The organism is Ruegeria sp. SAZD013, assembly GCF_059612525.1.
Genome location: NZ_JBXWQT010000020.1, coordinates 382495 through 395263 on the forward strand (window position 1 = coordinate 382495; position 12769 = coordinate 395263).

Sequence of the window (12769 nt, forward strand, 5' to 3'; positions counted from 1 at the left end):
GGCATTCAAGTTTCTTGGGGCCAAAACACCCGCAAAGGGGACCACAGAACGCGGGTTAGAAAAGGAAAAACGCATGTTTGCGGTCCTCAAGACTGGCGGCAAGCAGTACAAGGTTCAGGCGGGCGATATCCTCCGCGTTGAAAAGCTGGCTGCCGACGCAGGTGAAAAAGTTCAATTCAACGATGTTCTGATGCTGGGGGGTGACGCTCCGGTTGTTGGCGCACCATTCGTTGCAGGCGCAGGCGTTCAGGCCGAAGTGATCGAACAGATCAAAGGTGACAAGGTCATCAAGTTCGTCAAGCGCCGTCGTAAGCACAGCTCGAAGCGTACCGTTGGCCACCGTCAGAAACTGACACTGGTCAAAATCACCGACATTCTGGCGTCGGGCGCTGACAAATCGGGCATCAAAGCTGCAATCGGTTCAGCTCCGGCTGGCGAAGCGGTACCTGCTGCAAAGCCTGCCAAGAAAGCAGTAGCCAAGGCTGAAGCACCCGCTGCTGCCGCTGCTGACGATCTGACCCAACTGAACGGTGTCGGCCCTGCCGCCGCCAAGAAGCTGGTTGAGGCCGGTATCGCGAGCTTTGCCGCTCTGGCCGCCTTGTCGGATGAGCAGATTGCTGCTATCGAAACGGTCAAAGTGAAACCCGAATGGGTTGAGCAAGCCAAAGAATTGGCTAAAGGCTAAGGAGAGAGAGAATGGCACATAAAAAAGCTGGCGGTTCCTCCCGTAACGGTCGCGACTCAGCTGGTCGTCGCCTTGGCGTAAAACTGTATGGTGGCCAGGCCGCTATCGCAGGCAACATCATCGTGCGTCAGCGCGGCACCAAGTTCTGGCCGGGCGAAGGCGTAGGCATTGGCAAAGATCACACCATCTTTGCAACTGTCGATGGCGCCGTGAAGTTCCACAAGGGACTTAAAAACCGCACCTTTATTTCGGTCCTGCCAGTGGCGGAGGCCGCAGAGTAAGCCGAGACCCAGAAGGTTTAAGAAAAATTCATGGGGGACCGGCACAAAGTGCCGGTCCCCTTTCTCGTTTTAACGCAGTCGTGATCGAAAGAACCAATGACAGTCGCAACCACCAGTTTCCTGATATTTGCCGCCTCTCAGGTCGGCACGCCAGGGCCGGCCAACATGGTCCTGCTGGGAACAGGTGCGCGCTATGGGTTTCGCGCCGCATTGCCTTTTGTGGCCGGTGTCGTGCTTGGCAAGCAGCTGATTATCTGGCCCGTGGGCTTTGGCCTGCTGCAACTGGCGGAACAGGTTCCGACAGTCTTCGCGGCGCTGAAATATGCTTCGGCTGCATATATTTGCTGGCTGGCGTGGAAGATCGCGAATTTGCGATTGTCGCGCGAAAATGCGGTCGGTGATGTTCCGGGATTCTGGGCGGGGTTGATCGTGCATCCGCTGAACCCAAAAGCCTGGGCCATGATTGTTGCGGGTTTTACCGGCTTTGTCGCGGCGGGGACGTCCAGCTTTGATGCAACGCTCACGATCGCTCTTAGTTTGTTGATCTGCCAGATCGTTTTGCACCCGATCTGGACTTTTGCCGGGGATAGAATCGCGCATGCGGTTGAAGGTCGCCCGGCGGAAAAATATCTGATGTGGACGTTGGCGGGTCTTACGGTCGCGTCCGTACTATTCGTGTTGTTCGGAGGAGGAACACACCAATGAAGCTTGAGACAATAATTAATCAGCCGGTCATTGAAACCGAGCGGTTCGATCTGCGCCCCCTGCGCCGGTCGGACATGGGCCTTATCGAGCATTATGCAGGTGATGAGCGCGTGGCGCGGATGACCACCAGTATCGCACATCCACTGGCCCCCGGATCGATCGAAGCCTTTGTAACCCGTTCGATGGCTGACAACCGGGACGAGGACGTCTGGGTCATGGATGCCACCAAGGACGGTGGCCCGGAACTGATCGGTGTGATTTCGCTGAAACGGCTTGATCGGAATCAGTCTGAAGTCGGCTATTGGGTCGCGCCGATCTATTGGAACACGGGCATTGCCTCGATGGCTGTCGAAGCACTTGTTAACGCCAACCCGCTGGAGAACGCGACGATGTTCGCCAGTGTGTTTCAGGATAATCCGGCCTCGGCCCGGGTCCTGACCCATTGCGGGTTCCAGTATCTGGGCGATGCGGAAAGCTATTCGGTGGCGCGCGATGCGAATGTGCCCACCTGGACTTACAGTAAAAAACTCTGACTTGTGGCCGATGGGGCCTTTGCAGTAGGGGACACACATGAAATTTCTCGATCTCGCAAAGGTCTACATCCGGTCCGGGGCCGGCGGTAGCGGCTGCGTCAGCTTCAGACGCGAAAAGTTTATAGAATACGGCGGCCCCGATGGCGGGGACGGCGGCAAAGGCGGGTCTGTTTGGGCCGAAGTTGTGGATGGGCTAAACACCCTAATCGACTTCCGCTATCAGCAGCACTTCTTCGCCAAAAACGGGCAACCGGGCCGGGGGCAGCAACGCACCGGCAAGGATGGGGACGATATCGTTCTGCGTGTGCCGGTTGGCACTGAAATCCTGGACGAAGACGAAGAAACCGTCATCTGCGACCTGACCGAAGTCGGGCAACGTGTTCTGCTGGCCAAGGGCGGCAATGGCGGGTTTGGCAACCTGCATTTCAAATCTGCCACAAATCAGGCCCCGCGCCGCGCCAATTCGGGGCAGGCGGGGATTGACCGCACAATCTGGCTGCGGCTCAAGCTGATCGCCGATGTGGGTCTTTTGGGTATGCCGAATGCAGGCAAGTCGACCTTTCTGGCGGCCACGTCGAATGCGCGGCCCAAGATTGCCGACTATCCGTTTACCACGCTGCACCCCAATCTTGGCGTTGTCGGCGTGGACAACGTCGAATTTGTTGTGGCCGATATCCCGGGCCTGATCGAAGGTGCTCATGAAGGCCGTGGCATTGGTGACCGTTTTCTGGGTCACGTGGAACGCTGTGCCGTGTTGTTGCATCTGGTCGACGGCACCTCTGCAACGGTCGCCGATGATTACCGCACGATCATTCACGAGTTGGAAGCCTATGGCGGCGAGCTGGCTGAAAAGCCCAGGATCACTGTTCTGAACAAGATTGACGCGCTGGATGACGAAGAACGTGCCCTTGCCGTCGCAGAGCTTGAGGAGGCCGTGGGCGGCCCCGTCATGACGATGTCCGGTGTGGCGCATCTGGGTGTAACCGAAGTTCTGCGGGCGCTGCGCAGCCAGATTGACGACAACCGTGTGCGTCAGAAACCCGCTGAGGAGGCACAGCCTTGGCTACCCTGACCTCGGCACGCCGTCTGGTGGTAAAAATCGGGTCGGCTTTGCTGGTTGATCGCGATACTGGCCTGCTGCGGTCTGACTGGCTGCTGTCGTTGGCGCAAGATGTTTCCTGGCTCAAGGGGCAGGGGAAAGATGTGATCCTTGTTTCATCCGGTTCGATTGCACTTGGCCGCGGAGTATTGGGCCTGCCGATGGCGGCACTGCCTTTGGAACAGTCGCAGGCTGCTGCTGCGGTTGGGCAAATCCGGCTTGCACGCGCCTACGAAGAGGCGTTGGCACCCCATGGGATCACTACAGCGCAGGTTCTGGTGACGCTTGAAGACAGCGAAGATCGCCGCAGGTATCTGAACTCACGCGCGACCTTGGAAACTCTGCTGGGGTTAGGCGTCGTACCGATCGTCAATGAAAACGACACGGTTGCAACGGACGAAATCCGTTATGGCGACAATGACCGCCTGGCCGCGCAAATCGCCGTGACAGTAGGGGCCGACCAACTGATTCTGCTGTCGGATGTGGATGGTTTCTATTCCGGTAATCCAAAAGAAGATTCCTCCGCGACGCGCTTCGAGACAATCGACAGGATCACACCCGAGATTGAAGCCATGGCTGGTGATGCGGGATCGGGCCTATCCAAAGGTGGGATGAAGACAAAGCTGTTGGCGGCCAAGATGGCAACCGCTGGTGGTTGCGCCATGGCAATTACTGAAGGGTCGGTTCTTAACCCTTTGAAAATGCTCGAAAACGGTGCCAATTCCACATGGTTTACTGCGACATTGGATCCACATGCAGCCCGCAAACGCTGGATTTCGGCAATGAAACCTCGGGGTGAGATCACAGTGGACGAGGGGGCGGCCAAGGCACTGGCCAATGGCAAAAGCCTGCTACCTGCCGGGATTGTGGAAGTGACCGGAGATTTCGGTCGTGGCGATCCTGTCGCCATCCTTGATCTGGAGTCCCGTCGTCTGGCTCAGGGGATCAGCCGGTATACGGCGCAGGAAGCCGATGCGATCAAGGGGCGTAAGTCTTCTGAGATTGAAGCGACGCTGGGCTATCCAGGCCGCGCAGCCCTCATCCACCGGGACGACCTGGCCCTTTAACTTTCAATAAGATGATCTGAAAGGCACGCGATATGAAAGACTTCGACAGCATTCCTGCTCTGATGGAAGATCTTGGGAAACGTGCCAAAGCCGCTTCGCGTGAACTGGCTTTCGCAACAGCTGAACGAAAGCACGCAGCGCTGATTGCAGCCGCAGATGCGGTTTGGGCCAATCGGGCACGGATCATCGCAGCCAATCAAAAAGATCTGGAATTCGGCCGCGACAAGGGTCTGAGCCCCGCAATGATGGATCGCCTGATGCTTGATGAGGCGCGTATTCAGGGCATGGTCGACGGGCTGAGAACCGTCGCAGATCAGGCCGACCCGGTGGGTGAGGTTTTGTCAGAATGGAATATGCCCACGGGCCTTAACATCCAACGCGTCCGGACACCGTTAGGGGTTATTGGCGTGATCTACGAAAGCCGACCCAACGTGACTGCGGATGCCGGGGCGCTGTGTCTGAAATCGGGCAATGCGGTAATCCTGCGCGGCGGATCCGAGAGCTTTCATTCCTCAGCCGCGATCCATGCCTGTCTGGTCGAAGGGCTGAAGGCCGCGAACCTGCCCGAAGACGCCATCCAACTGGTGCCCACACGCGACCGCGCTGCAGTGCAGGAGTTGCTGACGCTGACCGACTATGTCGACGTCATCGTTCCACGCGGTGGCAAGGGACTGGTGGGCCTTGTACAACGAAAGGCCCGTGTGCCGGTCTTTGCTCATCTCGAAGGCATCGTGCACATTTACGTCGACAAGGCTGCTGATCCGCAGAAAACGCTGGAAGTGGTACTGAATGCCAAGACCCGCCGCACTGGTATTTGCGGAGCCGCTGAATGCTTGCTGGTTCATCAGGATATCGCCGACACACTGGGGCGTGACGTCGTTGCGGCACTGGTCCAGTCAGGTGTCGAGGTTCACGCCGATGGTGTTCTCGCTGGAGAGAGTACAGTTGCTGCTACGGCGGATGACTGGGGAAAAGAGTTCCTCGACAACGTGATCGCTGCGAAGCCCGTTGCCGATATCGACGCTGCGATTGCTCATATTCAGCAATACGGCTCAAACCACACTGATTGCATCATGACCGAGGATGACGCAGCAGCAGCCCGTTTCTTTGAGCGTCTCGACAGCGCAATCCTGATGCATAATGCCTCGACCCAGTTTGCGGATGGCGGTGAATTTGGCATGGGGGCAGAAATCGGAATCGCGACGGGCAAGATGCACGCGCGCGGGCCGGTCGGGGCGGCGCAATTGACCAGTTTCAAATATCTCGTACGCGGGAACGGAACGATCCGGGCTTAAAACCGAAGTGACACGCGGGTTGCCGAGGTTTCAACGGCAATCCGCCGACCCATCGCAGCCGCCGTTTCAGGCAGCAACGCGAATTGAACGTGCGCGGGCGTGATTTTGGTGGGAAAACGACCTGTCACGACGTTCTTCCAAAGATCACCATCGACATTCAACCTGTCTGCAACCCCGGTCACGATCCACTTGTTGCCCTGATTAACGATCTCGACCGCGCCGCCAAGCGGCATGGCGCTTTCACAGCACATAAGCGCCAGAAAGGCCAGTTTGACCTGATTACGGGGCACTGGCCCGGTCAGGTTCCAATTGACCCGTATCCGCCCCGCACGCTCGATATCTTTCAGCAGTTCGGTTACTTCGGCCCGACCAAGCGGGTGATCACTGCTCGAGCCAAAGGCAACACGGAAAAAGCGAATACGTGCCCCGGCACTTCCGACGCTGCCCGAGATCAGCTCCATCTCGGGCCCCTGTACGGAGCCCACCATATCCAACAGCTCAAGCCCGTTGGTGATCGCCCCGATCGGGCTGATCAGATCATGGCAAATCCGCGAACCGATCAATTCGGCCAGGTTGACGTTGCTCTCGCCCATGCGTACCTCCGACTGTATCTGCCGCACGTCCCGGAGGCCCCTATGACAGACATGAATGCTATACTTGCACCGGGCATGTTCGTCCGCCACCCGGATTTTCCCGAATGGGGCGTCGGACAGGTTCAGTCCAACATTGCAGGCAAGATCACCGTGAACTTTCGCGAGCAGGGGAAAGTGGTGATCGACGGTACGCGCATCGCCCTGATGCCGGTCTTTGATCCGTGAAAGTGGTTTAGGAAATGTTAACAGCGCTGACCGAAGCGGGGCTTGTTGCCTTTGGCCGAATAACTGCGGTATCAGCAGCCAATAGAACACGGATCACCCCATATGCCGGATACTGGCCCTTCTTTCACCGTAAAACTGGCCGAGACCGAAGCCGACCTGCAAGCAGCTCAACGCCTGCGCTATGACGTCTTCGTGCGTGAGTTGGGGGGCGGCGGAGAGATGGTTGATCACGATGCTGGCCTCGAGAAAGACCGTTTCGACCCGTATTTCGATCATATGTTGGCGTATGATGATCACACCGGCGAAATTATTGGCGTCTACAGGATGTTACCGGGCGAACGTGCTGCGGAACTGGGGCAATTCTATTCCGAAGATGAATATGATCTGACCGTTCTCAAGAACAGTGGGCGCAAACTGTTGGAGTTGGGACGGTCGTGCCTGCATCCCGACTACCGTGGGGGTACGGCAATGTACCACCTGTGGAACGGTTTGGCCGCTTATGTAGCGGAACGTGAAATTGAAGTCTTGTTCGGCGTTGCGAGTTTTCACGGAACAAACGTGGCCACATTGGCGCAACCCTTGTCGATGCTTCACCACAACCATCTGGCTCCGCCAGAGTTGCGCGTACGGGCGCAGCCCGATGTTTTTCAGTCGATGGACCTTGTGAAACCAGAGGCTTTGGACCGCCGCGCCGCCATGGTTCAGGTGCCAGCATTGATCAAAGCCTACCTGCGCTTGGGTGGTTTCGTGGGCGAGGGTGCCTTTATCGACCACACCTTCAACACAACGGATGTTTGCCTGATCCTCGACACGACGCGCATGAATGAACGGCAGCGTCGAATTTATGGCGGGGCGTGACGCTGTGAACGACCCGCTCTGGAATAGTGAAGACGCGCCCGACCCGATCGAGCTGGGCTTTATTGGATGGGTTCTGGCCATTCTGCGTGGAGTACCGCTAGCGGCCCTTGTCTTTGGTGGCCTGATCATCCTTCTGACTGTTCGCTTGATAGAGTATCCGTTTTTCGGCGTCCGGCGACCTGTCACGCCGTTCATCACGCAGTTTGTCTGCCGCAACGCGTTTCGAATTCTTGGCATCGGGTTTCGCACATCAGGCGCGCTGATGAAAGAGAGGGGGGCAGTGGTGGCAAACCACACATCCTGGCTGGATATTTTTGCTCTGAACGCGCGCAAGAGGGTCTATTTTGTTTCCAAGGCAGAAGTCGCCAAATGGCCCGGTATCGGCTGGCTGGCCCGTGCGACCGGAACCCTGTTCATCGAACGGGATCGCAAGAAAGCCAAGGAACAAACCAAACTTTTTGAAACCCGCCTGAAGGTGGGTCACAAACTGTTGTTCTTCCCCGAAGGCACCTCAACAGATGGACTTCGAATTTTACCTTTTAAAACAACGCTTTTCGCTGCGTTCTTCGCGGATGAATTGCGTGATTTCATGTATATCCAACCCGTTTCCGTGGTGTTTCACGCGCCCAAAGGCCAGCCAAAACGCTTTTATGGCTGGTGGGGGGATATGGAGTTCGGGCCGCATTTGCTGAAGACCCTTGGCGCACGTCGGCAAGGAACTGTTGAACTAATCTATCATGCGCCAGCGCGGGTCAGCGACTTTGAAAACCGCAAGGCTCTGGCCGCCCATTGTGAAGACGCTGTCAGGCATGCGCACGCATTGGCGCAGCTTGAAAAATAAGGGCGATTGGGCCTTGCGTAGCGCGCAAACCTGCCTTATACGCGCGCCATTCAAACCCGCAGGCGGGGTTTGGCCTTTTTGAGGGAGACATCCTCATCAAGACCGCCGGTTGGAGCGTTCGCTTCTTTCACCCCCGCCCAGGCGTAAACCGGAAAAGGAAAACATAGCATGGCTCTTCCCGAGTTCACCATGCGTCAGCTGCTGGAAGCTGGCGTTCACTTTGGTCACCAGACACAGCGTTGGAACCCCCGCATGGGCCCGTTCATCTACGGCTCGCGCAATGGTATCCACATCATGGACCTGACCCAGACCGTTCCGATGCTGGATCAGGCTTTGCAGGCTGTTCGTGACACCGTCGCAAAGGGTGGCCGCATTCTGTTTGTTGGTACCAAGCGTCAGGCCGCTGGCCCGATCGCTGAAGCGGCTGAAAAGTCGGCTCAGTACTACATGAACCACCGTTGGCTGGGCGGCACGCTGACCAACTGGAAAACCGTTTCCCAGTCGATCAACCGTCTGAACCAGATCGACGAAGCCATGGAATCGGGCGCAGAAGGCCTGACCAAGAAAGAGCGTCTGGGCATGGAACGTGACCAGGGCAAACTTCAGGCGTCGCTAGGTGGTATCCGCGAAATGGGCGGCGTTCCGGACCTGCTGTTCGTCATCGACGTCAAGAAAGAAGCATTGGCCATCGCAGAAGCCAACAAACTGGGTATTCCGGTTGTGGCTGTTGTCGACACCAACTGCTCGCCCGATGGCGTTGACTACATCATCCCCGGCAACGACGACGCAGCACGCGCAATCGCTCTGTACTGCGATCTGGTCGCACGCGCCGCTCTGGACGGCATGACCGCACAGATGGGCGCAGCAGGCGTAGACCTAGGCGCATTCGAAGAAGCTCCGGTTGAAGAAGCTCTTGCGCAAGAAGCCGCAGAAGCCCCTGCCGAAGCGTAAGCTGCCCGTCACGTAAATGACATATGGGGCAGGGTATGACCTGCCCCAATTCCGTTTGAATTGAGGAGAGCCAAAAGATGGCAATCACAGCAGCAATGGTTAAAGAACTGCGCGACTCGACCGGCGCAGGCATGATGGACGCAAAAAAAGCGCTGACCGAAACCGGCGGCAACATGGACGACGCCGTTGACTGGCTGCGTACCAAAGGCCTGGCCAAAGCAGCCAAAAAATCTGGTCGTACCGCGGCAGAGGGTTTGGTTGCTGTTCACGTCAGCGGTGGCAACGGCGTTGCTGTCGAAGTGAATTCGGAAACCGACTTCGTTGCGAAAAACGCTGAGTTTCAGGAAATGGTCGGCAAGATCGCAAACGCGGCTGAAGGCGTGGACGGTATTGACACGCTGATGGCGGCTGATCTGGGCGGCAAAAGCGTTGCCGATACCCTGACCGACAAGATCGCCACCATTGGCGAAAACATGTCGGTGCGCCGAATGGCCAAACTGTCTGGCGACACTGTTGTGTCTTATGTGCACAACGCTGCGACCAACGGCATGGGCAAAATCGGTGTGCTGGTTGCACTGTCGGGTGGTGATGAGGCTATCGGCAAGCAGGTTGCGATGCACATCGCCGCTGTGAACCCGGCTGCCCTATCTGAGGCCGACATGGACCCGGCAATTGTCGAGAAGGAGAAGCAGGTTCAGATGGACATCGCCCGCGAATCCGGCAAGCCGGAGCAGGTGATCGAGAAGATGATCGAAGGCCGCATGAAGAAATTCGTCGCCGAATCGACATTGCTGAGCCAGCAATTCGTTGTGAACCCTGATCTGACCGTTGAAGCCGCTGCAAAAGAAGCAGGCGCAACCATCACCGGCTTCGTTCGCTTGGAGGTTGGCGAAGGCATCGTTGTGGAAAAAGAAGACTTCGCTGCCGAAGTCGCAAAAGCCGCTCAGGGCTAAAGAACGGCTCCGACTGGGGCCTTGCTGAACAAAATGAAAGGGTTACGCATTGCGTAGCCCTTTTTTGTTAGTGGCACATCATAGAATTCGCAAAGAAGTGAAGGATTGGAGGGCCCCGCATGATGGGGATGGTCGAGGCCCCCCAAAATTCCGACACAGGTACGCGGACGAATAGGCGCCCCCTTGTCAGAGTGATTGGAGAGCTTTGAAATCGCAAAGATCCAATCGAATGTTCCCTGGCTAAAGCCACCACTCACGGAACACTCTCACTTTGCAACTTTTAGGTTAGATTTGAAAAGTAGTGATTTCCTTACCTAGGGTAAACTGACGCTGGATGGCATCACAAAAACACTCCTAAACTTCCATAATGAACATCTGATTATGCAAAGATGCCTTTAAAACAGCCTGAGCCGTCGTTTCGACCGACAACGCCTCACGGGCGAGTCGAAGATGCTTTTCGACAGTTGCCGCTGTCAGGCCCATCAGCAGGGCTATGTCCTGCGTGGTTTTGCCGTCACCGACCCATTGCAAAGCCTCGCGCTGACGCTTTGTCAGGGCCCGGTTCGGAGGGTTGAAAGGCAACGTCAGGATCTTCAGATGCGCAACGTTGTTCATCAAAAGAATGTCTTCGCCGTGCTCCTGCCAGATTGCGTCAATGTCTTCCTGGCTCATCCCTTCCTTGGCGGACAAGGAAATCGCCCCTTTGGAGCGCACCGAGACTGAGTTGAAGCTGATGGTGTAACCAGAAACAACACCCATGGACTTGTTGAACTCGAAAACCTCGCGCTCTTTATCGGTCATCGACCCGCGAGAGTGCATGTCCAGCAACATTCTCCAGCTGGCGGCGCCTTCATTGTCCAGCGCCCATTTCAACATGGGGGCGTGAAAATACAAACCGTCCTTGATGAAACCGTCCACATAGGCGCGGTTATGATTGGTCAGGATGACAAAATCCTCTGGATCGCCCAATGAGGTTGCCGTCCTGTATTGCGTATGGCCGTAGATTAAACGATCAAGCCCGTATTCCGCCATTTGTCGGCAATGCGCATCCCACAGGTCTTCCAGGGTTTTGGCATAGCTGACAAATCGCAGATATTCCCTGAGGGTCATGCCGTATCACCTGCTTTCAGATGGGCGGCCAGTGCGTTCAGTGCAAGAACATAACCTTGGGCGCCAAATCCACAGATCTGCCCCAGAGCGACAGGCGCGATATAGGACTTGTGACGGAATGCTTCCCTTGCATGGATGTTGGATAGGTGAACTTCGACAACCGGCAGTTCAACTGACGCGATGGCATCCATCAGCGCAACCGACGTGTGTGTGAACGCCCCCGCATTGATCACAAGGCCATCCTGCACACCGCGTGCGCCGTGGATCGCATCAATTAACACACCCTCATGGTTGGATTGCAGATGCGAGACTTCTAGGCCAATGGACGCGCCATGTCGCTGGCACTCGTCCTCGATCATCTTCAGAGTGGTGCTGCCGTAAACCTCGGGCTGCCGTGTGCCAAGCAGGTTGAGGTTTGGGCCATTCAATACCAAAACGTTGTGCATGTCTTCACGATCCCCATTAATGGTACATAGACGCCTTGAGGTTGGGTTGTCTACCTGCCTTTGCCGGATCGAGTACAGTCGAAAAACCGGTGTGGGAATCGGGCCGCCATTTTGTTCCCGGCCTCAATTTTCCTCCATGGTGACAACGATTTTTCCCAGAACGGATCGTTGCGACAATTGTTCAAGCGCCTCGTGCGCGCGGGCAAGCGGGAACCGGGCGCTAATCCGCGGTTTGATTTTCCCGGCTGTGTTCAGATCGAACAGGTTCTTGACGTTGTCAGCATGGCCGATCGGGTCGCGGAATACTGACGCGCCCCAAAACACACCAACGATCTGACATCCTTTCAAAAGGGCCAGATTCAAGGGAATCCGCGGAATGCCCGCTGGGAAACCGACGACAAGGTAACGACCGTTCCAAGCCATGCTGCGCAGGGACGGTTCGGCCAGCGCACCCCCAACGGCGTCGTAGACGACGTCAACGCCGTCAGAACCTGCGAGTTTCTTAACTTCGGTTGAGAAGGCTCTTTGTGCATCCCTGTCCATGTCGCGCGGGTAAATCACCACGTCATCGGCACCAATCTGGCTACAGAATTCGGCCTTTTCAGGTGATGAAACGGCTGCGATCACCCTGGCACCCATGGCTTTGCCCAGTTCAATGGCGGCTGACCCCACACCTCCGGCGGCACCCAGTACCAACAGGGTTTCACCGGGTTGAATCTCCGCCCGATCCTTCAACGCGTGGTAGGACGTGCCGTAGGTGAAAATGAAACAGGCGGCATCTTCATAGGGCATCGCATCAGGAATTCGGATTGCAGTGTCCGCCTTGAGTGTGACATGGGTCGAAAACCCACCATGCCCGGTTAGGGCCAAAACACGGTCGCCTGGCTTAAATCCATTGACGCCTTCGCCCACAGCCAGAACTTCACCCGCAATTTCACCGCCCGGAGCAAAGGGCCGTGGCGGCTTCATCTGGTACAGATCGCGGATAATCAACGTGTCCGGAAAATTCACGCCCGCTGCTTTCACACCGATCAAAAGCTGACCTTTGCCCGGTTTCGGGTCGGGTAGGGTCGTAAGCTCCAGGGTTTCGGGACCACCCGGTGCGACGCTGAGTAATGCTTGCATAC

The 12769-nt window shown here is 56.7% G+C and carries 16 protein-coding genes; 12 read left to right on the top strand and 4 right to left on the bottom strand.

Translation table 11 applies throughout. The annotated features are described in order from the left end of the window. Positions 1-73 precede the first annotated feature (73 nt). From AC2FLU_RS08145 to AC2FLU_RS08175, 7 genes are all read left to right on the top strand, one after another. Positions 74-685, top strand: coding sequence for a 50S ribosomal protein L21 (locus tag AC2FLU_RS08145; RefSeq protein ID WP_480517002.1), 612 nt, complete (start codon positions 74-76; stop codon positions 683-685). An 11-nt stretch (positions 686-696) separates the two neighbouring features. Further along, entirely contained in the window at positions 697-966 is a 270-nt protein-coding gene (gene rpmA, locus AC2FLU_RS08150) for a 50S ribosomal protein L27 (RefSeq protein ID WP_050602452.1), read from the top strand. Positions 967-1062: 96 nt separating this feature from the next. Next, positions 1063-1671 carry a LysE family translocator gene (locus AC2FLU_RS08155; protein ID WP_480472730.1) on the top strand — a complete coding sequence of 203 codons (609 nt, stop codon included), beginning with the start codon at positions 1063-1065 and terminating at the stop codon, positions 1669-1671. Continuing rightward, positions 1668-2204, top strand: coding sequence for a GNAT family N-acetyltransferase (locus AC2FLU_RS08160; protein ID WP_480472732.1), 537 nt, complete (start codon positions 1668-1670; stop codon positions 2202-2204). The genes AC2FLU_RS08155 and AC2FLU_RS08160 overlap by 4 nt, the downstream gene beginning before the upstream one ends. 37 nt (positions 2205-2241) lie before the next feature. Then, on the top strand, positions 2242-3276 hold the full coding sequence (gene obgE / locus AC2FLU_RS08165) for a GTPase ObgE (RefSeq protein ID WP_496808512.1): 1035 nt from the start codon (positions 2242-2244) through the stop codon (positions 3274-3276). Then, the gene (gene proB / locus AC2FLU_RS08170; RefSeq protein ID WP_480472734.1) at positions 3264-4370 is read left to right on the top strand and encodes a glutamate 5-kinase; all 1107 of its coding nucleotides are present in this window, start codon (positions 3264-3266) and stop codon (positions 4368-4370) included. Before obgE ends, proB begins: the two co-directional genes overlap by 13 nt. Positions 4371-4402: 32 nt before the next feature. After that, entirely contained in the window at positions 4403-5665 is a 1263-nt protein-coding gene (locus AC2FLU_RS08175) for a glutamate-5-semialdehyde dehydrogenase (RefSeq protein ID WP_496808511.1), read from the top strand. Here the strand turns inward: AC2FLU_RS08175 and AC2FLU_RS08180 are convergent. Beyond that, complete coding sequence (locus tag AC2FLU_RS08180; RefSeq protein ID WP_496714215.1) at positions 5662-6258, bottom strand: histidine phosphotransferase family protein; 597 nt, start codon at positions 6256-6258, stop codon at positions 5662-5664. The two genes, AC2FLU_RS08175 and AC2FLU_RS08180, sit on opposite strands and share 4 nt — an antisense overlap. Positions 6259-6300: 42 nt before the next feature. On the opposite strand from AC2FLU_RS08180, the gene AC2FLU_RS08185 reads away from it, so the two are divergent. The 5 genes from AC2FLU_RS08185 to tsf all read left to right on the top strand — a co-directional run bounded on the left by AC2FLU_RS08185 (position 6301) and on the right by tsf (position 10086). Continuing rightward, complete coding sequence (locus tag AC2FLU_RS08185) at positions 6301-6483, top strand: DUF3553 domain-containing protein (protein WP_050602459.1); 183 nt, start codon at positions 6301-6303, stop codon at positions 6481-6483. Between the two features lie 102 nt (positions 6484-6585). Then, a complete protein-coding gene (gene olsB, locus AC2FLU_RS08190) occupies positions 6586-7341 on the top strand; it encodes an L-ornithine N(alpha)-acyltransferase (RefSeq protein ID WP_480517008.1) in 756 nt (251 codons plus the stop codon). Further along, positions 7307-8182 carry a lyso-ornithine lipid O-acyltransferase gene (olsA, locus tag AC2FLU_RS08195; RefSeq protein WP_480517010.1) on the top strand — a complete coding sequence of 292 codons (876 nt, stop codon included), beginning with the start codon at positions 7307-7309 and terminating at the stop codon, positions 8180-8182. Before olsB ends, olsA begins: the two co-directional genes overlap by 35 nt. Positions 8183-8350: 168 nt before the next feature. Further along, positions 8351-9133 (top strand): 30S ribosomal protein S2, encoded by a 783-nt coding sequence (rpsB, locus tag AC2FLU_RS08200; protein WP_480553493.1) that lies wholly within the window; start codon positions 8351-8353, stop codon positions 9131-9133. A 77-nt stretch (positions 9134-9210) separates the two neighbouring features. Then, on the top strand, positions 9211-10086 hold the full coding sequence (gene tsf / locus AC2FLU_RS08205) for a translation elongation factor Ts (RefSeq protein WP_480517012.1): 876 nt from the start codon (positions 9211-9213) through the stop codon (positions 10084-10086). A 354-nt stretch (positions 10087-10440) separates the two neighbouring features. On the opposite strand, the gene AC2FLU_RS08210 is transcribed toward tsf, so the two are convergent. The 3 genes from AC2FLU_RS08210 to AC2FLU_RS08220 all read right to left on the bottom strand — a co-directional run bounded on the left by AC2FLU_RS08210 (position 10441) and on the right by AC2FLU_RS08220 (position 12767). Beyond that, a complete protein-coding gene (locus AC2FLU_RS08210; protein ID WP_480493168.1) occupies positions 10441-11196 on the bottom strand; it encodes an autoinducer binding domain-containing protein in 756 nt (251 codons plus the stop codon). Continuing rightward, positions 11193-11642: a type II 3-dehydroquinate dehydratase gene (aroQ, locus tag AC2FLU_RS08215; RefSeq protein WP_496808510.1), complete on the bottom strand. Its 450-nt coding sequence runs from the start codon at positions 11640-11642 to the stop codon at positions 11193-11195. Before aroQ ends, AC2FLU_RS08210 begins: the two co-directional genes overlap by 4 nt. A gap of 123 nt (positions 11643-11765) precedes the next feature. Beyond that, entirely contained in the window at positions 11766-12767 is a 1002-nt protein-coding gene (locus AC2FLU_RS08220; protein ID WP_496808509.1) for an NADPH:quinone oxidoreductase family protein, read from the bottom strand. Between the last annotated feature and the right edge of the window lie 2 nt (positions 12768-12769).

What these genes read in the sequence shown, in the direction of transcription:
- AC2FLU_RS08155 (WP_480472730.1), top strand. Translation starts at nt 1,063, where the DNA reads ATGACAGTCGCAACCACCAGTTTCCTGATATTTGCCGCCTCTCAGGTC.
- tsf (WP_480517012.1), top strand. Translation starts at nt 9,211, where the DNA reads ATGGCAATCACAGCAGCAATGGTTAAAGAACTGCGCGACTCGACCGGC.
- rpmA (WP_050602452.1), top strand. Translation starts at nt 697, where the DNA reads ATGGCACATAAAAAAGCTGGCGGTTCCTCCCGTAACGGTCGCGACTCA.
- AC2FLU_RS08220 (WP_496808509.1), bottom strand. Translation starts at nt 12,767, where the DNA reads ATGCAAGCATTACTCAGCGTCGCACCGGGTGGTCCCGAAACCCTGGAG.
- AC2FLU_RS08185 (WP_050602459.1), top strand. Translation starts at nt 6,301, where the DNA reads ATGACAGACATGAATGCTATACTTGCACCGGGCATGTTCGTCCGCCAC.
- olsB (WP_480517008.1), top strand. Translation starts at nt 6,586, where the DNA reads ATGCCGGATACTGGCCCTTCTTTCACCGTAAAACTGGCCGAGACCGAA.
- AC2FLU_RS08175 (WP_496808511.1), top strand. Translation starts at nt 4,403, where the DNA reads ATGAAAGACTTCGACAGCATTCCTGCTCTGATGGAAGATCTTGGGAAA.
- aroQ (WP_496808510.1), bottom strand. Translation starts at nt 11,642, where the DNA reads ATGCACAACGTTTTGGTATTGAATGGCCCAAACCTCAACCTGCTTGGC.
- AC2FLU_RS08180 (WP_496714215.1), bottom strand. Translation starts at nt 6,258, where the DNA reads ATGGGCGAGAGCAACGTCAACCTGGCCGAATTGATCGGTTCGCGGATT.
- rpsB (WP_480553493.1), top strand. Translation starts at nt 8,351, where the DNA reads ATGGCTCTTCCCGAGTTCACCATGCGTCAGCTGCTGGAAGCTGGCGTT.
- AC2FLU_RS08145 (WP_480517002.1), top strand. Translation starts at nt 74, where the DNA reads ATGTTTGCGGTCCTCAAGACTGGCGGCAAGCAGTACAAGGTTCAGGCG.
- obgE (WP_496808512.1), top strand. Translation starts at nt 2,242, where the DNA reads ATGAAATTTCTCGATCTCGCAAAGGTCTACATCCGGTCCGGGGCCGGC.
- olsA (WP_480517010.1), top strand. Translation starts at nt 7,307, where the DNA reads ATGAACGGCAGCGTCGAATTTATGGCGGGGCGTGACGCTGTGAACGAC.
- AC2FLU_RS08210 (WP_480493168.1), bottom strand. Translation starts at nt 11,196, where the DNA reads ATGACCCTCAGGGAATATCTGCGATTTGTCAGCTATGCCAAAACCCTG.
- AC2FLU_RS08160 (WP_480472732.1), top strand. Translation starts at nt 1,668, where the DNA reads ATGAAGCTTGAGACAATAATTAATCAGCCGGTCATTGAAACCGAGCGG.